Source organism: Pseudomonas sp. TSRC2-2 (assembly GCF_049897785.1).
Taxonomy (GTDB): Bacteria; Pseudomonadota; Gammaproteobacteria; order Pseudomonadales; family Pseudomonadaceae; genus Aquipseudomonas.
Genome location: NZ_JAFCWZ010000002.1, coordinates 221,721 through 240,789 on the forward strand (window position 1 = coordinate 221,721; position 19,069 = coordinate 240,789).

Consider the following 19,069-nt stretch of genomic DNA (forward strand, 5'->3'; position numbering starts at 1 on the left):
GGGCTTGCCCGCGAAGACGGCAGCACATCCACCATTGATGTGACTGACCCACCGCTTTCGCGAGCAAGCCCTCTCCCACCGGGATCTGAACTCAGCCTCACCATAAAAAAGACAATTGGAGACACGCCATCATGGCTTTGGATTTATTCGTCGTACTCATCTATGCCGCTGCGATGCTGATACTCGGCTACTACGGCATGCGCAAGGCCAAGACCCATGAAGACTATCTGGTTGCCGGGCGGAATCTTGGGCCTTCGCTGTACATGGGCACCATGGCGGCGACCGTCCTCGGTGGCGCGTCCACCGTCGGCACCGTGCGGCTGGGTTACGTGCATGGCATCTCCGGGTTCTGGCTGTGCGCGGCACTGGGTTGCGGGATCGTCGCGCTGAACCTGTTCCTCGCCAAACCGCTACTGAAGCTGAAGGTATTCACCGTCACCCAGGTGCTGGAGAAGCGCTACAACCCGATGGCCCGCACCGCCAGCGCAACCATCATGCTCGCTTACGCGTTGATGATCGGCGTGACCTCGATCCTGGCGATCGGCACCGTGCTGCAAGTGTTGTTCGGCCTGCCGTTCTGGATTTCGGTGTTGCTGGGCGGCGGTATCGTGGTGATCTATTCGACGATTGGCGGCATGTGGTCGCTGACCCTGACCGACATCGTCCAGTTCGGCATCCAGACCGTCGGCCTGATGTTCCTGCTGTTGCCGATTTGCCTGTACCGCGTCGGTGGCTGGGATCAACTGGTCGCGCAATTGCCGGCGGCCAGCTTCAACTTCACCAGCATCGGCTGGGACACAATCATCACCTACTTCATGATCTACTTCTTCGGCATCCTCATCGGCCAGGACATCTGGCAGCGCGTGTTCACTGCCAAAAGCGAGAAGGTCGCCAAGTATGCCGGCACCTCGGCCGGGATCTACTGCATCATCTACGGTCTGGTTTGCGCGCTGATCGGCATGGCTGCGCATGTACTGATTCCGGATCTGGACAACGTCAACAACGCCTTCGCCGCCATCGTCAAAGTCTCGCTGCCGGACGGCATCCGTGGCCTGGTGATCGCTGCTGCATTGGCGGCGATGATGTCCACCGCCAGCGCCGGACTGCTCGCCGCCTCCACCACGCTGACCGAAGACCTGCTGCCGAAACTGCGTGGCGGCAAACAGTCGAACGTCGCCGTCAGCCGTCTGTTCACCCTGCTTACCGGGGTGGCGGTGCTGGGCATCGCTCTGGTGGTCAATGACGTGATCAGTGCACTGACGCTGGCTTACAACCTGTTGGTCGGCGGCATGCTGGTTCCGCTGATGGGCGCGATCTTCTGGAAACGCGCGACCACCGCTGGTGCTATCAGTGCGATGACGCTGGGCTTCATCACTGCGCTGGTGTTCATGGTCAAGGACGGCATGGACGCGAATACGCCGATCTATTACAGCCTCGGTGTCAGCCTGGTGAGCTTCGTGCTGGTCAGTCTGTTCTCGCCGCGCCCGGCGGCTGTGGCGCCTGCGATCTGAACTTGGTGTAACGACTTGTTGCTTTCTTCAGCGGGTGTGGCGTCGGTAGCCACACCCGTTTTTTTTTGCCTGATAAAAAACAAAAGATCGCAGCCTTCGGCAGCTCCTACACTTTGTAGAAACTGCCGACGGCTGCGATCTTGAAATCTCTGATCGCAGGTATTAACGGCGACGTGGCTGGCGGCGGCGCTGCTCGTCATCGGTGCGGATCGGCACAGGTTGCATTGGCGGTTCGATCAAGCCGAGCGCAACACCCAAATCGTGCAGCCAGTTCTGAATTTTCTCTTTCATCGTCATGCCCCCTTCAGGGTGGTGCTGAGCGGCCGGAATTCTGAGGTCGCTTCGCACTGATAATAGTCCGAAGTCCTACGCAATGCTCGGCCAAATCCGCAATGATCTGTTACTGAATTGAACAGAATCTGTGGCCATTGGTTCATGCTGTTTCACGCACTTCATTCAAAGCCACGGGATAGACCGCTTGCTGCACGTCGATCCAGGCATTCAGGTTGGCCCCGGCCATGCCCTTGCGCCACATGAGCCACGTTGTCGCACCCGCGAACGGCTCGGCCAGCGGGTGCACCGCAACGCTCTCGCGACCTGGCAGGCTGACGAGCATCGACTCGGCCATCAACGCCACACCGCTGCCGGCAATCACGCAGGCGAGCATGCCCTGATACGACTCGATCTCCATCGGCCGCCCCATCGCTGCGTGGTAATGAGAAAACCACGCTTCCAGGCGCATGCGATATGAACAGCCCTGACGAAAGGTGAACACCGAACGCCCTTCCACGTCCCGCGCGCTGCGTACCGGCGGATGATCGATTTCCGTGATCAACACCAAGCGCTCCTCGCACAACGGCACGCCATCGAGCCCGGCCAGTTCCAGCGGGCCGTCGACCAATGCGGCGTCGAGGCGGCCGGTGAGCAACCCTTCGAGCAATTCCCCGGTTGGCGCCGATTGGACCTGCAAATTCACCATCGGGTATTGCTTGTGATACCGCGCCAGCAACGCCGGCAGATGGATCGCCGCCGTGCTGTACATGGTGCCCAGCACGAAATCGCCGGCCGGTTCCCCGCCCATCACCGCCGCGCTGGCTTGATCGCGCAGCGCAAAGAGTTTGCCGGTGTAGTCGAGCAACACCTTGCCCGCCGGCGACAACTGCAAGCGCTGCCGTTCGCGGACGAATAGCTCTACGCCTAACTGCTCTTCGAGCTGTTTCAGGCGGGTCGACAGATTCGAGGGCACGCGATGCAGGCGCTCGGCGGCGCGGGTAATCGAGCCTTCCTCGGCGACTGCCTGAAAAATCCGCAGTTGGCTGAACTCCATCTGCTTTCTCCTCAACAGAACAAGTTGCTCACTATTATTCAATTTTAAAGAAAGTCAATCGATCCTAGCCTGACGGTCATTGTTCCTTTGCAGGAAGCCCGACCATGTCGCCACTGACACGTTTATCCGCCTGTTTTGTTGCCCTGATGATGGCCATGGGCATCGGCCGTTTCGCCTTGACGCCACAGATGCCGCACCTGCTCAGTGAAGGGCAGATCGACCTCACCGCCGCCGGTCTGATTGCGGCGGCCAACTACCTCGGCTATCTGCTTGGTGCGCTGGATGCGATGTTCGCGCAGCGTCCGCAACAAGTGCAGCGACGCCTGCATGGCGGGTTGTGGCTGTGCGTGGTGCTGACTTTGGCGTCGTTCTGGGCGAACGGTTTCTGGTCGCACCTGCTGCTGCGCTTTGGTACCGGTGTGGCGAGCGCCTGGGTGCTGGTGATGATCACTTCGCTCAGCCAGCCGCTGGCGGCGGCAGCGGGTCGTCCGCGCTGGGGGGCTCTGGTTTTTGCCGGACCGGGTATGGGGATTTTTCTGACAGGGTTGCTGGCGCTGGTCTCACATCGTTTGCAGCAGACATCGGCAACCCTGTGGCTGATTTATGCGGCCGCCGCGTTGCTGATGATGCTAAGCGTCTGGCGGTTGTTGCCGCAGCCCACGGCGGTCACGAAGACGGCGATCGCTCCCGCAACATCAGCCAGCCGAGGCATCGGCCGGCTGGCGCTGGTGTATGCGCTGTACGGCGTCGGTTACATCATTCCGGCGACCTTTCTGGCGCAGATGGCTAATGCGCAATTTCATGGCCAGTGGCAGGCCGATCTGTTCTGGCCCTGCTTTGGCCTCGGCGCGGCGATCGGAGTGTGGTTGGTGAGCTTGCGCCGACATGATCCCGAGACCACGCGGCACTGGCTGATGGCGACGTTGTGGCTGCAAGCGGCCGGCGTGTTCGCCTGTCTGCTGGGCAGCGGCCTCGGCCTGGCGCTGGGTGTGATGCTTTGCGGCACGCCGTTTCTGGCCTGCATGCAACTGGTCATGCAGCGCTCGCGGGAACTGGCGCCCCACGCCATTCAGCGTAATGCCGGCATGCTCACCGCGTGCTTCGCCGTCGGCCAGCTCTGCGGTCCGTTGCTGGCGGCGCTGAGCAGCCATTTCAGCGGCGGTCTGCAGCCGGCGCTGCTGATCGCCGGCGCAGGCCTGCTGGCGGCCGGCGCGCTGGCGATCCAGGCCAAGGCTACTGACCCAGCGCCTTGCGCAAACGCCGACGCAACCACTGCTCGGCGCTGACGAAAGTGATGCCGAGCAGCACCAGCACAGCGCCGATGATGAAATTCACACTCAGTTCTTCGCCGAGCAGCAGCACGCCGAAGGTCACGCCGAACAACGGCGTCATGAACGAGAACACCGCAAGGTTCGCCGCCAGATAACGGCGCAGCAGCCAGAACCACACCAGGTAACTGAAGAACGACACCACCAGGCCCTGAAACAGCACGCTGGCCACCGCCACCGTGGTCAGACTGACATGGGTGATCTGGCCACTGAACAACGCGATCAACAGCAGGCCGATGAAACCGACCATCAATTGGTAAAACAGGGTCAGCGTTACCGGTGCTTCCGACAATCGCGAGGCACGCACCACGACAGTCGTCGCGCCCCAACAGGCGCCCGCCAGCACGCCGAAGGCATCGCCCAGCAGCATGCGCCGATCAAGGTTGTCCCACGACACCCCACCGGCGAAGGCAATCGCGATGCCGATGAAGGCCAGCAGAATCCCCAGCCATTGCAACGGTCGCAGGCGCTCACTGGCCAGCAGAAAATGCACGCCCAGCGCTGTGAAAATCGGCGCGGTATAGAGAAATACCGACATGTGCGCGGCGGTGGTCAGTTGCAGACCTTCGGCGATGAACAGGAACTCCAGACCAAACAGCGCACCGGCCAGCAAGCCGCCGCGCCAAGTGCTGCCGACCTGATCCCAGCCGCCCTTCCAGCAGATCAGCAAACCGACCAGCAACGCCGAGATTCCTGAACGCCCCGCCGCTTGCATCACCGGCGCGATGTCCGTCGCCGCCCATTTGATCAGGACTTGCTGCACACCCCAGATCAGGCACAGGCCGATCATCACTTGCAGGGCAAACCCGTCGGCATTACGCCGCTCGGCACTCACCGCAACACCTCGAACACACACAACATGGCAGGCCATCCAATGGTCAGAAAACAATGTCGGAGATTATCAATCAGACGCGCGGAAAAAGCCGTCTGGAAAAGACTTTCAATTTGCCTGCAGCGGCAAAATTGAATGGCTGCCGGCTGCGCCGTCATTCGCGGGCAAGCCCGCTCCCACGGGGGATTTGTGGTGGAAGTGGAATTTGTGAACGACGGGAATTCATTGTGGGAGCGGGCTTGCTCGCGAAGAGGCCAGCATTGCCGACACAACTGCCGGACCAGCTCACGCAAACCGCTTCGCCACCAAATAACCCACCGTGCAAGCAACTGCAGTCGCCACCGTTCCCCACGCCCAATCCATCAAACTCACCTGCACCGACCACTCGCGCAGGGTCGCCCAATTGGTCAGGTCATAGGTGCCATAGGCCACCAGCCCCAACAGCGCACCCAGCTTCGCCGCCCGCTGCCAGCTCAGCGCCGGCAACACCACAAACGCCACGCAGCCGATAACGTACAGGCAATAAAAAACCGCTGCGGGCAACAGCAGCGGTTTTTCCAGCATCAGCGAACCGAGCAGTTCGCGATAGGTCGGCGCCATCAGCAGCCCGAGCCAGAGACCATCGAGCAGCAGAAACGTCAGCAGTGTAGCGACGTAAGCGATCAGCGCCTTTTTCATTTGCCCTTCCCTCTAAATGCAGGAGCTGCCGAACGCTGCTCCTGCATGGGCCTGCGGGGAGTCAGGTTAGTTCAATGCGATCGGCGTGAATGACGATCTTGCCTTCCTTGTACAGCGAGCCGATGGCTTTCTTGAAATTGCCCTTGCTGACGCCGAACAGGCTGCTGATCAACGCCGGATCACTCTTGTCACTGACTGCCAGGGTGCCATCGTTTTCACGCAACTTGCCAAGGATCTTTGAACTCAGGCTGCTGGCCGCTTCCTGGCCAACCGGTTGCAGGCTCAGGCTGATCTTGCCATCGGCGCGCACTTCCTTGATGAAACCTTTCTCGCGCATGCCCGAACGCATGAACTTGAAGATCTCGTTCTTGTGAATCAGGCCCCAATGCTTGTTGTTGATGATCGCCTTGAAGCCCATGTCGGTGGCCTCGGCCACCAGCAGATCGACTTCCTGGCCCGGGCTGTAAGTAGCCGGGGTCTTGTCCAGGTAACGATCGAGGCGTGCGGTGGCGGTGATGCGGCGCGTGTGTTTGTCGAGGTAGACATGCACCACGCAATATTCGCCAGCGGTCATCTGGCGCTTTTCTTCCGAGTACGGCAGCAACAGATCCTTTGGCAAGCCCCAGTCGAGGAATACGCCGATGCTGTTGACTTCAACCACTTTCAGACTGGCAAATTCGCCGACCTGAACTTTCGGTTTTTCCGTGGTGGCGAGAAGTTTGTCTTCGCTGTCCAGGTAGATGAATACGTTGAGCCAGTCTTCATCTTCGCTGGGAATATCTTTGGGGATATAACGGTTGGGCAAAAGAATTTCGCCATCGGCACCGCCATCCAGATATAAACCGAAGTTAGTGTGTTTAACCACTTGCAAACTGTTGTAACGCCCGACTAAAGCCATTTCCGAAACCCTCAATACGTGGGCGGCATTCTACCCGTTTTTCCCGATAACGGCGGGCGACAGATCTTCGCACCGGGCCGATCGGCGTCAATGTGTTGATTTTCCTCGGTCAGTGCTCGGTGAGGCGCCGCTCGTCAGTTCGGCCAAGCGGCTTGGGAGTGCGCCCAAGTTTCTCGTCGAGAGCAAATGTTCTCATTTAAAACAGCAGCTTAGGGGCATAGTCAAAATATCGAACCGCCAATAATGCAGCGCTGCGGTTGGTTATTCCGGGGGATATTTACCAAGCTATTGTCAAGTTAATCCTGTACGATGCCTGGCCGAGTTACTTTTCTACAGGTTAATGGCCGCCATGCGTGTAAAAGCATCCACCAGCAAAGCAAAGCCAGCTCCAGCCGTTGAAACCAGCGAATCGATCAACGATCAGATCGCAGCGTTCCTGAAGTCCGGCGGCGAAATCCAGCAAATTGCCAAAGGCGTCAGTGGCCAGACGTTCGGCCCGTCCAAGCAGATCAGCCTGGGCAAAAAGTAATACCGGTTTCACCCCGTCCAAAGGCGCTTTGAGCTTCGAAGCGCCTGGACTGGCATTACACCCCCCCTCCTTCGTTCCAAACAAAATCCCTGAAAATCGACGAACGGCCATCAATGCCGCGCATTCGCCGGTATCCTGCACGCGTCTAGATCAAGCGTTTCAGCAGGCCTTCGCCCTGCGCTCGCGGTTCATGGAGTGACGCATGCGCCCATTTCCCTGTTTATTGTTCGTCAGCCTGCTGTCAGGCACGGCCGCGCACGCGCAGGTTTTCCAGGGTGAGCTGGGCGACTTCGATCTCAAGCTCGGCACCACGCCCAGCCGCAGCATGGCCCAAGGCCTGGTCAAACCGGCGGCGGTAGGTTCGTTCCACGGCGGCCTCGATCTGAGCCACGACAGCGGCGTGTATTTCGGCCAGTACGCGCCGAGCATGGGCATCACGCCGGGCAAGAACCTCGAGATCGATTCCTACGTCGGCTTCAAGCAGCCTTTCGATCAGGTGCTCGGCTATGAAGTCGGGATGATCCATTACAGCTATCCCCGCCTCGACACGCTCGACAGCCAGGAGCTGTTTGGTGGCCTGACCCTGCTCGGCAGTCGCTTTGGCATCGCCCTGAGCAACGACCCGGATAAACAGAACAACACCTTGTTTGCCGACCTTAGTGGCAATCAGCCGTTCGGCATTGGCGTGAGCATGAAATACACCACGCACCAATTGAATACACCGGCGGCGGTGGACGGTGGTTACATCAGCAGTTTCACTGACTGGTCGGTGAAACTGTCGCGCCCCTTCATGGGTGTCGATCTTGATCTGATCTACAGCGACTCCAGCCTCAGCGGCAGTGATTGCTCGGCCTATTCCGGGCACAACAGCGAGTGCGACGGCCTCGTTACCCTCAAGGCCGTGCGCACGTTCTATTGATCGGCTGAACTGCCGCCCGCATCCTGCATCACATAAGAATCAGATTTCCGACGCCAGGCTCTCGCAAGGATTTGCCTATGTCTCGCTGGTTCAAACAGATTGCCACCCTGCTGATCTTCACCCTCGCCCTCGGCGCCTGCAGCCGCGTAGGCCTGGCCTACCGCAATCTCGATGTGATTATCCCGTGGTCGCTAAGCGACTACGTGGACATGAACGGCGAGCAGAAAGACTGGTTCAACGACCGGCTCAAGGAGCACCTGAGCTGGCACTGCACCACGCAGTTACCCGGTTACCTGGACTGGCTCGACCGTTTACAGGCCATGGTCGAAAGCAATCAGGTCACCGACGCCGCCCTCCAGGAGCGCACCGCCGAAGCCAAACAGGCCATCGCCGACACCGCCCGGGAAATTACCCCATCGGCCATCGAGTTGCTCCAGGGGCTGGACGATAAACAGGTCGCGGAAATGAATGACGCCTTCGCCAAGGACTTGCGCAAACGCCAGCAGGAATACGTGAAACCGCCGCTGGCCCAGCAGCTCAAGGAACGTGGCGAACGCATGGAAAAACGCCTGAACGACTGGCTGGGTCCGCTCAGCGACTCACAGAAGCAGCGCGTCGTGGCCTGGACCAACGCCTTGGGCGACCAGAACACCCAATGGATCGCCAACCGTGCGCACTGGCAACAACAGTTCAGTGCGGCCGTTGCGCAACGTAAAAGTACCGAATTCCCACAACGCATCGAGACACTTCTGGTCAACCGCGAGCAGTTATGGACAGCGGATTACCGCAAGGCCTACGCCAATACTGAGGCTCAAGCGCGCGCGCTGTTTGTCGACCTGATGGCCGAGAGCACGCCGCAACAGCGTGAGCGCTTGCTGAAGAAGATCGAAGGGGTACGCAAAGACTTCAATGACCTGAAGTGTCTCAAAGCCGCACAAAAATCCTGAGATCACTCGGCTCACGTGTGGGAACGGGCTTGCTCGCGAATGCGGTGTGTCAGGCAGTTCAGATATCACTGACAGACTGTATTCGCGAGCAAGCCCGCTCCCACAGCTTTGCTTTCAGCTGGCCTTCAACAAAATCAGGCGATTTGGGCTTTTGACGCCACTTCATCAAACGTCAGCTCATCCAGCGCATCCTCCTGCTCATCCAGCACCTGGCGCGGATGGTCATTGCCCGGAATGCTGCTGTCGATCAGGCTCAACAGGCTGGAACCGCGCGGCGTGAGAATGAAATTGTTGCCGGTGCTGCCCTCATGATCCGGACGCGGCTCGATGAATCCGCGTTCAAGCAGGAGCTTCTCGTAATCACAGGCGAGGGTTTTCAAGTGATCGAGATTGTCGATCGGCTCGCCAGCGCTGGCTTTCTCGGCTGCATGGTCTTCGGCATAAGCGCGCGGGGCAAAGCTGTGACCAGCGCTGTTCTGCACTTCGTGCAGCAAACGTTCAATCAAATCCCAGTTATAAGTCGTCATCCTGATCCAACCTCCGGTGCGGGTGATGTGTGCCGCGTTCAAGGTTGTGACCGAAGCGCTGCGCAGCCGTTCAGCCGCATATTCATGCGCCGACCGACCGGCGGTGTGTCGATTCCCCTGGCTGTTGAACGACTAGTCTGAAACAGCCGGTTCAACCCGCAGGAGACATGGTCATGAACGTTACGCACCATCCGGTGGTATCACGCCAAGAATGGCTCGCCGCCCGTCAGCAGCATCTGGCCCACGAAAAAGCCTTCACCCGGGAACGCGATCGCCTCAGCGCCGAGCGCCGTGCTCTGCCTTGGGTGAAAGTAGACAAGGACTATCACTTCCAGGGCCCGAACGGTGAGCTGAAGCTTATTGATCTATTCGGCACGAACAGCCAGTTGATCATCTACCACTTCATGTTCGCCAAGGGCTGGGAGGAAGGCTGCCCGGGCTGCTCTTTCCTCAGCGACCACATCGACGGCGCCGACCAGCACCTGGCCCACCACGACGTTGCCGTAGTCGCAGTTTCCCACGCGCCGTTCTGCGAGTTTCAGCCGTTCAAAAAACGCATGGGCTGGAAGTTCGACTGGGTGTCGTCAGAAGGTTGCGATTTCAATTACGACTTCGGCGTCTGCGCCCGGGCTGCAGACGTCGCTGAGGGCAAGGCTACGTACAACTACGAAAAGACCGACAGCGCCGAGGAAGAAATGCCGGGGCTGAGCGTGTTTTATCGCAACGATCAAGGCGAGATTTTCCACACCTATTCAACTTACGCGCGCGGCCTGGACATGCTGGTTGGCGCTTACCACTACCTTGATCTGACACCCAAGGGCCGCAACGAGGACGAGATCATGGAATGGGTGCGGCATCACGATCGGTATGACGGTGCGCCGAAGCAGGGCTGCTGCCATGCCGATCGAGCGCAACAACGTTGATGTCATGGTTTCTGAACTTTTGCCAGGCTTCAGCCCTCAACCGCTTGTCTGCCTTAACCGGAACTGAGGCCTGCCCATGAAAACCCTGATCAAGCTGTCTCTCGCCGCCACCCTTGCCTGCGCCCTGCCCGTCTGGGCCTGCACGCCGGAAGAGGCGACGATCAAACGCGAACAACTGGCCAAGGAAGTCTCGAAGCTCACCGAGCAGAATCCTGAAAAAGCCAAAGAGATCAACGCCGAGTTGCAGAAGATGGATCTGGGCACGGCGAGCGCCGATCTGCCGGACAAGTGCCAGTTGATCGATCAGCGTTTGAAGGAACTGGGTTCGGCAGAGAAGAAGGCCGACAGTTGAGGCGAAAAAAAACCGGATGATGTCCGGTTTTTTTATCCGCGCAGCTAGAGCTTACTCAGCCGCAGGCTCGGCCGGTTTGCGGCGCTTGAGCGGGGCCATACCGTCGCTGCTCACCAGAGAATCCGGCTTCGGACGGTTGACGCTCTTGCGCTTGGTCGGTGTCTTGGCGGCAGTTTTCTTCTTGTCGCCTTTGGCGTCGGTCTTTTTCTTCTTCACGCCGACGGCTTTGCCCGAGGCCTTGACCTTTTTCGGCCCGCCGTAGGTGCCTTTGACTTCCTTGATGGTGCGGCGCTCGAAGCTCTGCTTCAGGTAGCGCTCGATGCTCGACATCAGGTTCCAGTCGCCATGGCAGATCAGCGAGATCGCCAGACCGTCGTTGCCGGCGCGGCCGGTACGACCGATGCGATGTACGTACTCGTCGCCGCTGCGTGGCATGTCGAAGTTGATTACCAGATCCAGACCATCAACGTCCAGACCACGGGCCGCGACGTCGGTCGCGACGAGGATCTTCACCCCGCCCTGCTTCAAACGATCGATCGCCAGTTTGCGATCCTTCTGGTCTTTCTCGCCGTGCAGCACGAATGCCTTGTATTCCTGCGCCACCAGGCGGCCGTAAATGCGGTCGGCCATGGCGCGGGTGTTGGTGAAGACGATGGCCTTCTGGTAGGTCTCGTTGGCCAGCAGCCAGTTCACAATCTGCTCTTTATGCTGATTGTGGTCGGCGGTAATGATTTGCTGACGGGTGGTCGAGTTCAGCTGGCTGACCGCGTTGAGCTGCAAATGCTCCGGGTTGTTCAGGACCTTGGCGATCATCTCGCGCAGACCCGAACCGCCGGTGGTGGCGGAGAACAGCATGGTCTGCTGACGATTCGGGCATTCATCGACCAGACGCTGCACGTCTTCGGCGAAACCCATGTCGAGCATGCGGTCGGCTTCGTCGAGCACCAGCACTTCGACTTCCTTGAGGTCAAGGTTACCGGCGTTGAGTTGCTCGATCATCCGGCCCGGGGTGCCGATGAGGATGTCCGGCACTTTGCGCAGCATTGCCGCCTGGACCTTGAAGTCTTCGCCGCCGGTGATCAGGCCGGACTTGATGAAGGTGAACTGCGCGAAGCGTTCAACTTCCTTCAAGGTCTGCTGGGCCAGTTCGCGGGTCGGCAGCAGGATCAGCGTCTTGATGCTGACGCGAATCTTCGCCGGGCCGATCAGGCGATTGAGAATCGGCAGAACGAAAGCGGCGGTTTTGCCGCTACCGGTTTGCGCCGTCACCCGCAGATCACGCCCCTGGAGCGCCAGCGGAATGGCCGCGGCTTGCACAGGCGTTGGCTCGACAAATTTCAGCTCGGCCACGGCTTTGAGCAGGCGTTCGTGCAGGGCGAATTGGGAAAACACGGGTGCTACCTCGAAGATATGCAAAAAAACAGCTGCATAGGTTACCGGTTTCGAGCGCTCAGGCCGAGTTTCTTTGTGCAAACGGCGACAATCAGTGATTTTTTGTTGCCCGATTTGTCACTCGCTGCAATACACAGCGTCTTAAATGCTCTAATCGGCCCTCGCGTCTTACAGAAGAAACGTTTCGCTCATGGATATCAAACAGCTCTGGCTCAAAGCTCAGGATCTCTGGGGCACACTCGAAGAACACCCGCTGCTGCAATCGGGGCTGGCATTGCTGGTGTTGCTGGTGATCGCGCTGGTGCTCGGACGAGTGGCGCGCTACCTGATCCTGCACGCCAGCCGCATGCTCGGCCGCCAACCCGCGTTGCACTGGATCAACGACTTGCGCCACAACAAGGTGTTTCAACGGCTGGCGCAGATGACGCCGTCGCTGGTCATCCAGTTCGGCCTGCACCTGGTGCCGGAGCTGAGCAAAACCGCGATGAATTTTCTCGGCAATGTCGCGCTGGCCTTCACCATTCTGTTCATGCTGTTGGCGGTCAGCGCCCTGCTCAATGCCTTGCTCGACATCTACGCGCGTACCGAACATGCCCGCACGCGCTCGATCAAAGGCTACGTGCAGTTGGCGAAAATGGTCTTGTACGTGTTTGGCGCGATCATCATCGTCGCCACGCTGATCGACCGCTCGCCGCTGTTGCTGCTCTCGGGTCTGGGTGCGATGTCGGCGGTGATCCTGTTGGTCTACAAGGACACGCTGCTGTCGTTCGTCGCCAGCGTACAGCTGACCAGCAACGACATGCTGCGGGTCGGCGACTGGATCGAAATGCCGCAAGTCGGCGCCGATGGCGACGTGGTCGACATCACTCTGCACACGGTCAAAGTGCAGAACTTCGATAAAACCATCGTCTCGATTCCGACCTGGCGGCTGATGTCCGAGTCGTTCAAGAACTGGCGCGGCATGCAGCAATCCGGCGGTCGGCGGATCAAGCGCAGCCTGTTCATCGATGCCAGCGGCGTGCGTTTCATCCGTGACGACGAGGAGGAAAAGCTTTCACAAGTGCACCTGCTGACCGACTACATGGGCCGCAAGAAAGCCGAACTCAAAGCCTGGAACGAGGCGCAAGGCAATGTCGCGGCCATGTCGGCCAACCGCCGGCGCATGACCAATATCGGCACCTTTCGCGCTTACGCATTGGCGTATCTGAAGAGCCATCCGGAGATTCAGCCGAACATGACCTGCATGGTCCGCCAGATGCAGACCACCGCGCAGGGCATTCCGCTGGAAATCTACTGCTTCACCCGCACCACGGTGTGGGCCGATTACGAGCGGATTCAGGGGGATATTTTCGACTATCTGCTGGCGGTGCTGCCGGAGTTTGGCTTGAGCCTCTATCAGCAGCCGAGTGGCGGGGATTTGCGCGCCGGGCTGCTGCCAGCGGTATTGGGCTCGGCGAGTCTTGCTGAGCCGGAAAAACATGTCATGTAACCCTCCACAAAACCAAAAATGCGGGAGCGGGCTTGCTCGGGAAAGCGGTGGGTCAATCAACAAGGATGTTGCCTGACCTGACGCCTTCGCGAGCAAGCCCGCTCCCACAGGGGATTTATCAGCCAGACGTTATGCGGTGGCCGTGGATTTGCGGATGCCCAATCGGCTGATCCACACGGCAGCCAGAATCACACTCCCTCCAAGGAACAATCGCCCCAGTTCCTCATGCTGATTCCAGATCAACAGATTCAACAACAACCCCACCGGCACATGCAGGTTGTTCATCACCGCCAACGTGCCGCCGTTGACCATGCACGCGCCCTTGTTCCACCAGTACAAACCCAACGCCGTCGACACCAGCCCGAGGAACAGCAACACCGCCCATTGCAGCGGCGCTTCCGGAAGAAAGTTCGACTTGCCGAACAGCAGAAACGCCGGCAGCACCACCGCCAGTGCGCCGAGATAGAAATAGCCGAAGCGCCGGTAATGCGGCAGATCACTCGGATGTTTTGCCACCAGATGCTTGTACAACACCTGCCCGGCAGCGTAGGTGAAGTTGGCCAGTTGCAGCAGCAGGAAGCCTATGAAGAAGTCGGGACTGATGCTGTCGAACCGAATCACCGCCGCACCGCCGACTGCGACCAGCGCAGCAATCAGTGCCCACGGATTGAAGCGGCGGTTCAGTGCGTCTTCGATCAGCGTCACGTGCAGCGGCGTGAGAATGGTGAACAGCAAAACCTCCGGCACCGTCAGCACGCGGAAGCTCAGGTACAGGCAGACGTAAGTCACACCAAACTGCAGCGCGCCGATCAGCAACATGCCACGCATGAACGCTGGCTCCACCGAGCGCCAGCGCGTCAACGGAATAAACACCAGCCCGGCCAGCACTACGCGCACCAGCACCGCGAAGTAACTGTCGACATGTCCGGCCAGGTATTCGCCGATAAGACTGAAGGAAAACGCCTGGATCAGCGTGACAAAAAGTAGATAGCCCATGCTCGCCTCGAAAATCGAATGGCGGCGACGATAGCGGGTTTTATGGTTGATCGCGAACCCTGCGCCAAGACTGCCTGCATGGGAACGCTGCCGAGCGTCCCCACAGGGTCTCGGAATGTCAGCTTTTCACGCAGTTTTCCATGCCGTGACCGCCGCCTTCGTACTCAGGCCCATAATAATATTTGCTGAATGCGGGTTTGCCGTCGGGATCCGCTGTCATCCTGGCAATACCCACCCCGTAATCTTTCAGGACTGGGTCAGTGTGAGCAAAGTAAATCGCCAGAGAATCTGCATGGGCAGCGGCAAAACCGTTGTATATCGATTTGTCCGCCAGGGTCAGCCTGAAGCGATAAGCGCCGTAAGGCCCCGTGCTTTGCTTGGCATCGAGTTGCATGTCGACGGTGCCTTTGAACTCGCCAATGTGGCTGTCCATGCCCGTGCAGTTATAAACCCCGCTGTAGTCGGTGCCGGTAAACGGCGGCTGACTCGCCCAGGCGGGCGCCGAAATGAATGCAACCGCAGCAACTACTTTCTTGAGCATCATGATCTTCCTGTGTGTTGTATAGGTCTGTCGGTGCAAAGCTCGTCAGGCGGTGCTCGTGATCGCCGACTCCCCAGGTGGCGCAAAAGCCTAGGGACGCCACTTCCGACAGACAACCTGAAAATCATGTAGGAATTTTCTGTTCTGCTCTTCAGGAAAAAGACAGGCAAAAAAAAGCCCGATCTCGCTAAAGCGTTCAATCGGGCTACAGCACTCAGGAGCAAAAGTGCAAAGGGAGGTTCGATGCGCGTGGGACCTTGAAGGGGTTGCGCCAGGTCACTTAAACAATCGGCGATTATCTGGCGATTAACATATCAGGCGACTTGGGACAGCTTGGCGTTGGCCTGATTCAGGCCCTTCTCCTGGAAGTCGCCACCCAGATTCATGCCTTCGGCGTGAATGAACGTCACGTCATTGATGCCGATGAAACCCATCACCTGCCGCAGGTACGGCTCCTGATGATCCGCCGGACCACCGGCATACACACCACCACGCGCAGTCAGCACAAAGGCACGTTTGCCGCCGAGCAGGCCTTGCGGACCGGTCTCGGTGTACTTGAAGGTCACGCCGGCACGCAGTACATGGTCAAGCCAGGCCTTGAGCGTGCTCGGAATAGCAAAGTTGTACATCGGTGCCGCCATTACCAGCACATCGGCGGCGAGCAGTTCATCAGTCAATTGGTTGGAGCGATCCAGCGACGCTTGCTCGCTGTCGTTGCGCTGCTCGGCGGGTTTCATCCAGCCACCCAGCAGGTTGGCGTCCAGATGCGGCACAGGGTTCACGGCGAGGTCACGCACGGTGATCTGATCGGCAGGGTGCGCGGCTTTCCACTGAGCGATGAACGTCTGGGTCAGTTGACGGGAAACCGAGTCTTGCTGGCGGGCACTGCTTTCGATGATCAGAACGCGGGACATGCTGTGTAGCCTCCATCCGAATATGTTGTAGGTCGATGGAGTGAAGGTTAACCAGAGCCCATTCGATGAAAAAGCGCAAATATCCGCTGTAATCCATCGATTAATTCGTTTATAAGCTAAACCTATGTTCCCGTGTGGGCGCGGGCTTGCTCGCGAAGGCGACGTTTCAGCCACATCATCTTTGAATGACACACCGCCTTTGCGAGCAAGCCCGCTCCCACAATAAATCCGGTGTCGTTCAATGGATCCGGTGTTATTTCGGGGTGCAAGTCAGTTTGATCCGCAGTTTGATGATCTCGCGGGTGAACTTGGCCGTGGCGTTTTTATGTTTGCCCGCCGGGACATCGATGCTGCGTGTGCGTGGCGCTTCCGGCCCATTGCTGAACACCGCACGGCAGGTCGCATCGACATCACCGTAGTTGGCCACCCGGATCGAGCCGATGTCGTTGTCGGTATCGAACGTCTCGTAATCGATCTTCATGCCATTGAGATCCTTTTGCACATCGATCGGATAGGCAAACGCGGTCAACGGCAGCAGCGCCAGCAGCACACAACAGAATTTTTTCATTCGGCAGTCTCCATGAGGGACGGCCAGCTTAGGACAAGAGGAGCTATTGATGAAAGCGCCCCGCGTGACCCTTGATCAATGGCGAACGTTGCAGGCCGTGGTCGACCACGGCGGTTTCGCCCAGGCCGCCGAGGCCCTGCACCGTTCGCAATCGTCGGTGAGCTACACCGTGGCGCGCATGCAGGATCAGCTCGGCGTGCCGTTGCTGCGCATCGACGGCCGTAAAGCCGTACTCACCGAGGCCGGCGGCGTGTTGCTGCGCCGTTCCCGGCAACTGGTGAAACAGGCCAGTCAACTGGAAGACCTTGCCCATCACATGGAGCAAGGCTGGGAAGCCGAAGTGCGGCTGGTGGTGGATGCGGCCTATCCGAGCGCGCGGATCGTCCGCGCTCTGACCGCGTTCATGCCGCAGAGTCGCGGCTGCCGCGTGCGTCTGCGCGAGGAGGTGTTGTCGGGCGTCGAGGAAGTGCTGCTTGAAGGCGTGGCGGATCTGGCTATCACCGGCCTGAGCATTCCGGGCTACCTCGGTGCGGAGTTGAGTGATGTCGAGTTCGTCGCCGTCGCCCACCCTGATCACCCGCTGCACCGGCTCAATCGCGAACTGAGCTTTCAGGATCTGGAAACCCAGATGCAAGTGGTGATCCGCGACTCCGGCCGCCAGCAGCCGCGTGATGTCGGCTGGCTCGGCGCCGAACAGCGCTGGACCGTCGGCAGTCTCGCCACCGCCGCGACCTTCGTCAGCAGCGGCCTGGGTTTTGCCTGGCTACCGCGACACATGATCGACCGGGAACTGAAGGATGGCTCGCTCAAGCTGCTACCGTTGGATCGGGGCGGCAGTCGCAACTCCAGCTTTTATCTGTATTCGAACAAGGACAAACCGCTGGGGCCGGCCACACAAATCCTCATTGAGCTGTTGCGCACCTTCGACACCTTGCCGCTGGACGCACCGTTCGCCGCCCCCGAACAAGCCTGACACGGAGCTCACCGATGGCGTATTTCGAGCACGAAGGTTGCAACCTGCACTACGAGGAATATGGCCACGGCGCGCCGTTGCTGCTGGTTCACGGGCTCGGTTCGAGCACACTGGACTGGGAAATGCAGATCCCCGCGCTGGCCGCGCACTACCGGGTCATCGTCCCGGACATTCGCGGCCACGGGCGCTCGGACAAACCCCGCGAGCGCTACAGCATTGCCGCATTCAGCGCCGATTTGTCGGCCTTGATCGAACACTTGCGTCTCGGTCCGGTGCACTACGTCGGGCTGTCGATGGGCGCGATGATCGGCTTTCAGCTGGCCGTTGATCAGCCGCAAGCGCTCAAGAGCCTGACCATCGTCAACAGCGCACCTGAGGTCAAATTGCGCAGCCGCGACGATTACTGGCAGTGGTTAAAACGCTGGAGCCTGATGCGCCTGCTCAGCCTGGAAACCATCGGCAAAGCCCTCGGCAGCAAACTTTTCCCCAAACCGGAACAGGCCGACCTGCGAGGAAAAATGGCCGAGCGCTGGGCAAAAAACGACAAACGTGCTTATCTCGCCAGCTTCGATGCGATCGTGGGCTGGGGCGTTCAGGAACGACTTTCCCGGGTGTCCTGTCCAACGCTCGTCATCAGCGCCGACCGTGATTACACACCGGTGGCGTTAAAAGAAACCTATGTAAAACTGTTACCGGATGCGCGGCTGGTGGTCATTGCCGACTCGCGTCATGCCACCCCGCTCGATCAACCCGAACGTTTCAATCACACGCTGCTGGATTTTCTCGCCACAGCCGACCTTCACTCTCAGGATCACTGACCCATGCTGAAAAAACTCGCCCTCGCCGCTGGCTCCGTACTGTTTGCCGCCAACCTGATGGCTGCCACCCCGGCCAAGGCGCCCCATGTGCTGCTGGACACCACCAACGGCCAGATCGAAATCGAACTGGACCCGGTCAAGGCACCGATCAGCACCAAGAACTTTCTTGAATACGTCGACAGCGGCTTCTACAACAACACCATTTTCCACCGTGTGATCCCGGGCTTCATGGCTCAGGGCGGCGGATTCACCCAGCAGATGCAACAAAAAGAAACCAAGGCGCCGATCAAGAACGAAGCCAGCAATGGCCTGCACAACGTTCGCGGCACCCTGTCGATGGCGCGCACCTCCAACCCTGATTCGGCGACCAGCCAGTTCTTCATCAACGTGGCCGACAACGCCTTCCTCGATCCGGGTCGCGACGCCGGTTACGCGGTGTTCGCCAAAGTGGTCAAGGGCATGGATGTCGTAGACGTCATCGTCAATTCGCAGACCACCACCAAACAAGGCATGCAGAACGTGCCTGTCGACCCTGTGATCATCAAGTCGGCCAAGCGCATCGACTGAGTTTCGCCGGGCATATCGAGCGGCGCCGGGCTGAGCCTGC

The 19,069-nt window shown here is 59.2% G+C and carries 22 protein-coding genes; 11 read left to right on the forward strand and 11 right to left on the reverse strand.

Going from position 1 to position 19,069, the window contains the following annotated elements; translation table 11 throughout:
• The first annotated feature begins 131 nt into the window (after positions 1–131).
• Positions 132–1,511 (forward strand): sodium:solute symporter, encoded by a 1,380-nt coding sequence (locus ACP7D9_RS04010; protein WP_426155785.1) that lies wholly within the window; start codon positions 132–134, stop codon positions 1,509–1,511.
• A 162-nt stretch (positions 1,512–1,673) separates the two neighbouring features.
• On the opposite strand, the gene ACP7D9_RS04015 is transcribed toward ACP7D9_RS04010, so the two are convergent.
• Positions 1,674–1,802: a PA1414 family protein gene (locus tag ACP7D9_RS04015; RefSeq protein ID WP_003198971.1), complete on the reverse strand. Its 129-nt coding sequence runs from the start codon at positions 1,800–1,802 to the stop codon at positions 1,674–1,676.
• Between the two features lie 142 nt (positions 1,803–1,944).
• Positions 1,945–2,838 carry a putrescine utilization regulator PtrR gene (ptrR, locus tag ACP7D9_RS04020; protein ID WP_426155787.1) on the reverse strand — a complete coding sequence of 298 codons (894 nt, stop codon included), beginning with the start codon at positions 2,836–2,838 and terminating at the stop codon, positions 1,945–1,947.
• 104 nt (positions 2,839–2,942) lie between these two features.
• Here ptrR and ACP7D9_RS04025 point away from each other — a divergent pair, with 104 nt between their 5' ends.
• A complete protein-coding gene (locus ACP7D9_RS04025) occupies positions 2,943–4,124 on the forward strand; it encodes an MFS transporter (RefSeq protein ID WP_426155789.1) in 1,182 nt (393 codons plus the stop codon).
• Here ACP7D9_RS04025 and ACP7D9_RS04030 read toward each other — a convergent pair.
• The 3 genes from ACP7D9_RS04030 to ACP7D9_RS04040 form a co-directional block, all read right to left on the reverse strand.
• A complete protein-coding gene (locus ACP7D9_RS04030) occupies positions 4,072–5,001 on the reverse strand; it encodes a DMT family transporter (protein ID WP_101158581.1) in 930 nt (309 codons plus the stop codon). The genes ACP7D9_RS04025 and ACP7D9_RS04030 overlap by 53 nt on opposite strands.
• 282 nt (positions 5,002–5,283) lie before the next feature.
• Complete coding sequence (locus tag ACP7D9_RS04035; RefSeq protein WP_426155791.1) at positions 5,284–5,676, reverse strand: DUF2177 family protein; 393 nt, start codon at positions 5,674–5,676, stop codon at positions 5,284–5,286.
• Positions 5,677–5,737: 61 nt separating this feature from the next.
• A complete protein-coding gene (locus tag ACP7D9_RS04040; protein ID WP_016771157.1) occupies positions 5,738–6,574 on the reverse strand; it encodes a CvfB family protein in 837 nt (278 codons plus the stop codon).
• Positions 6,575–6,914: 340 nt separating this feature from the next.
• Between ACP7D9_RS04040 and ACP7D9_RS04045 the strand changes: the two genes are divergently transcribed.
• The 3 genes from ACP7D9_RS04045 to ACP7D9_RS04055 all read left to right on the forward strand — a co-directional run bounded on the left by ACP7D9_RS04045 (position 6,915) and on the right by ACP7D9_RS04055 (position 8,969).
• Positions 6,915–7,103, forward strand: coding sequence for a hypothetical protein (locus tag ACP7D9_RS04045; RefSeq protein ID WP_016985943.1), 189 nt, complete (start codon positions 6,915–6,917; stop codon positions 7,101–7,103).
• 202 nt (positions 7,104–7,305) lie between these two features.
• The gene (locus ACP7D9_RS04050; protein WP_101158579.1) at positions 7,306–8,022 is read left to right on the forward strand and encodes a TorF family putative porin; all 717 of its coding nucleotides are present in this window, start codon (positions 7,306–7,308) and stop codon (positions 8,020–8,022) included.
• 77 nt (positions 8,023–8,099) lie between these two features.
• Complete coding sequence (locus tag ACP7D9_RS04055; protein WP_426155794.1) at positions 8,100–8,969, forward strand: DUF6279 family lipoprotein; 870 nt, start codon at positions 8,100–8,102, stop codon at positions 8,967–8,969.
• A 134-nt stretch (positions 8,970–9,103) separates the two neighbouring features.
• Here ACP7D9_RS04055 and ACP7D9_RS04060 read toward each other — a convergent pair whose 3' ends face one another.
• Positions 9,104–9,496 (reverse strand): transcriptional regulator, encoded by a 393-nt coding sequence (locus ACP7D9_RS04060; RefSeq protein WP_101158577.1) that lies wholly within the window; start codon positions 9,494–9,496, stop codon positions 9,104–9,106.
• A gap of 173 nt (positions 9,497–9,669) precedes the next feature.
• On the opposite strand from ACP7D9_RS04060, the gene ACP7D9_RS04065 reads away from it, so the two are divergent.
• Together ACP7D9_RS04065 and ACP7D9_RS04070 are read left to right on the forward strand one after the other, a co-directional pair.
• Positions 9,670–10,419, forward strand: coding sequence for a DUF899 domain-containing protein (locus tag ACP7D9_RS04065; protein ID WP_101158576.1), 750 nt, complete (start codon positions 9,670–9,672; stop codon positions 10,417–10,419).
• 76 nt (positions 10,420–10,495) lie between these two features.
• The gene (locus tag ACP7D9_RS04070; RefSeq protein ID WP_039761007.1) at positions 10,496–10,771 is read left to right on the forward strand and encodes a hypothetical protein; all 276 of its coding nucleotides are present in this window, start codon (positions 10,496–10,498) and stop codon (positions 10,769–10,771) included.
• Positions 10,772–10,822: 51 nt separating this feature from the next.
• Here ACP7D9_RS04070 and ACP7D9_RS04075 read toward each other — a convergent pair whose 3' ends face one another.
• Positions 10,823–12,163: a DEAD/DEAH box helicase gene (locus tag ACP7D9_RS04075; RefSeq protein ID WP_039761006.1), complete on the reverse strand. Its 1,341-nt coding sequence runs from the start codon at positions 12,161–12,163 to the stop codon at positions 10,823–10,825.
• 190 nt (positions 12,164–12,353) lie between these two features.
• Here ACP7D9_RS04075 and ACP7D9_RS04080 point away from each other — a divergent pair, with 190 nt between their 5' ends.
• Positions 12,354–13,652: a mechanosensitive ion channel family protein gene (locus ACP7D9_RS04080; RefSeq protein WP_426155797.1), complete on the forward strand. Its 1,299-nt coding sequence runs from the start codon at positions 12,354–12,356 to the stop codon at positions 13,650–13,652.
• A gap of 129 nt (positions 13,653–13,781) precedes the next feature.
• Here ACP7D9_RS04080 and ACP7D9_RS04085 read toward each other — a convergent pair whose 3' ends face one another.
• The 4 genes from ACP7D9_RS04085 to ACP7D9_RS04100 form a co-directional block, all read right to left on the reverse strand.
• On the reverse strand, positions 13,782–14,648 hold the full coding sequence (locus ACP7D9_RS04085; protein WP_426155799.1) for a carboxylate/amino acid/amine transporter: 867 nt from the start codon (positions 14,646–14,648) through the stop codon (positions 13,782–13,784).
• 118 nt (positions 14,649–14,766) lie between these two features.
• Entirely contained in the window at positions 14,767–15,189 is a 423-nt protein-coding gene (locus tag ACP7D9_RS04090; protein ID WP_426155801.1) for a hypothetical protein, read from the reverse strand.
• 314 nt (positions 15,190–15,503) lie between these two features.
• The gene (locus ACP7D9_RS04095) at positions 15,504–16,103 is read right to left on the reverse strand and encodes an FMN-dependent NADH-azoreductase (RefSeq protein WP_101158572.1); all 600 of its coding nucleotides are present in this window, start codon (positions 16,101–16,103) and stop codon (positions 15,504–15,506) included.
• A gap of 253 nt (positions 16,104–16,356) precedes the next feature.
• Entirely contained in the window at positions 16,357–16,671 is a 315-nt protein-coding gene (locus ACP7D9_RS04100) for a 3-phosphoglycerate kinase (RefSeq protein WP_101158571.1), read from the reverse strand.
• 49 nt (positions 16,672–16,720) lie between these two features.
• Here ACP7D9_RS04100 and ACP7D9_RS04105 point away from each other — a divergent pair, with 49 nt between their 5' ends.
• The 3 genes from ACP7D9_RS04105 to ACP7D9_RS04115 are packed head-to-tail and all read left to right on the forward strand — an operon-like array spanning position 16,721 to position 19,029.
• Positions 16,721–17,644, forward strand: a complete 924-nt coding sequence (locus ACP7D9_RS04105) for a LysR family transcriptional regulator (protein WP_016771199.1) — start codon at positions 16,721–16,723, stop codon at positions 17,642–17,644.
• Positions 17,645–17,658: 14 nt separating this feature from the next.
• Positions 17,659–18,462, forward strand: coding sequence for an alpha/beta fold hydrolase (locus ACP7D9_RS04110; RefSeq protein WP_426155804.1), 804 nt, complete (start codon positions 17,659–17,661; stop codon positions 18,460–18,462).
• 3 nt (positions 18,463–18,465) lie between these two features.
• Positions 18,466–19,029, forward strand: a complete 564-nt coding sequence (locus ACP7D9_RS04115) for a peptidylprolyl isomerase (RefSeq protein ID WP_123442891.1) — start codon at positions 18,466–18,468, stop codon at positions 19,027–19,029.
• Positions 19,030–19,069: the final 40 nt, after the last annotated feature.

What these genes read in the sequence shown, in the direction of transcription:
- ACP7D9_RS04080 (WP_426155797.1), top strand. Translation starts at nt 12,354, where the DNA reads ATGGATATCAAACAGCTCTGGCTCAAAGCTCAGGATCTCTGGGGCACA.
- ACP7D9_RS04045 (WP_016985943.1), top strand. Translation starts at nt 6,915, where the DNA reads ATGGCCGCCATGCGTGTAAAAGCATCCACCAGCAAAGCAAAGCCAGCT.
- ACP7D9_RS04110 (WP_426155804.1), top strand. Translation starts at nt 17,659, where the DNA reads ATGGCGTATTTCGAGCACGAAGGTTGCAACCTGCACTACGAGGAATAT.
- ACP7D9_RS04050 (WP_101158579.1), top strand. Translation starts at nt 7,306, where the DNA reads ATGCGCCCATTTCCCTGTTTATTGTTCGTCAGCCTGCTGTCAGGCACG.
- ACP7D9_RS04100 (WP_101158571.1), bottom strand. Translation starts at nt 16,671, where the DNA reads ATGAAAAAATTCTGTTGTGTGCTGCTGGCGCTGCTGCCGTTGACCGCG.
- ACP7D9_RS04115 (WP_123442891.1), top strand. Translation starts at nt 18,466, where the DNA reads ATGCTGAAAAAACTCGCCCTCGCCGCTGGCTCCGTACTGTTTGCCGCC.
- ACP7D9_RS04055 (WP_426155794.1), top strand. Translation starts at nt 8,100, where the DNA reads ATGTCTCGCTGGTTCAAACAGATTGCCACCCTGCTGATCTTCACCCTC.
- ACP7D9_RS04065 (WP_101158576.1), top strand. Translation starts at nt 9,670, where the DNA reads ATGAACGTTACGCACCATCCGGTGGTATCACGCCAAGAATGGCTCGCC.
- ACP7D9_RS04025 (WP_426155789.1), top strand. Translation starts at nt 2,943, where the DNA reads ATGTCGCCACTGACACGTTTATCCGCCTGTTTTGTTGCCCTGATGATG.
- ACP7D9_RS04060 (WP_101158577.1), bottom strand. Translation starts at nt 9,496, where the DNA reads ATGACGACTTATAACTGGGATTTGATTGAACGTTTGCTGCACGAAGTG.
- ACP7D9_RS04090 (WP_426155801.1), bottom strand. Translation starts at nt 15,189, where the DNA reads ATGCTCAAGAAAGTAGTTGCTGCGGTTGCATTCATTTCGGCGCCCGCC.
- ACP7D9_RS04070 (WP_039761007.1), top strand. Translation starts at nt 10,496, where the DNA reads ATGAAAACCCTGATCAAGCTGTCTCTCGCCGCCACCCTTGCCTGCGCC.
- ACP7D9_RS04095 (WP_101158572.1), bottom strand. Translation starts at nt 16,103, where the DNA reads ATGTCCCGCGTTCTGATCATCGAAAGCAGTGCCCGCCAGCAAGACTCG.
- ACP7D9_RS04035 (WP_426155791.1), bottom strand. Translation starts at nt 5,676, where the DNA reads ATGAAAAAGGCGCTGATCGCTTACGTCGCTACACTGCTGACGTTTCTG.
- ptrR (WP_426155787.1), bottom strand. Translation starts at nt 2,838, where the DNA reads ATGGAGTTCAGCCAACTGCGGATTTTTCAGGCAGTCGCCGAGGAAGGC.
- ACP7D9_RS04010 (WP_426155785.1), top strand. Translation starts at nt 132, where the DNA reads ATGGCTTTGGATTTATTCGTCGTACTCATCTATGCCGCTGCGATGCTG.
- ACP7D9_RS04105 (WP_016771199.1), top strand. Translation starts at nt 16,721, where the DNA reads ATGAAAGCGCCCCGCGTGACCCTTGATCAATGGCGAACGTTGCAGGCC.
- ACP7D9_RS04040 (WP_016771157.1), bottom strand. Translation starts at nt 6,574, where the DNA reads ATGGCTTTAGTCGGGCGTTACAACAGTTTGCAAGTGGTTAAACACACT.
- ACP7D9_RS04085 (WP_426155799.1), bottom strand. Translation starts at nt 14,648, where the DNA reads ATGGGCTATCTACTTTTTGTCACGCTGATCCAGGCGTTTTCCTTCAGT.
- ACP7D9_RS04015 (WP_003198971.1), bottom strand. Translation starts at nt 1,802, where the DNA reads ATGAAAGAGAAAATTCAGAACTGGCTGCACGATTTGGGTGTTGCGCTC.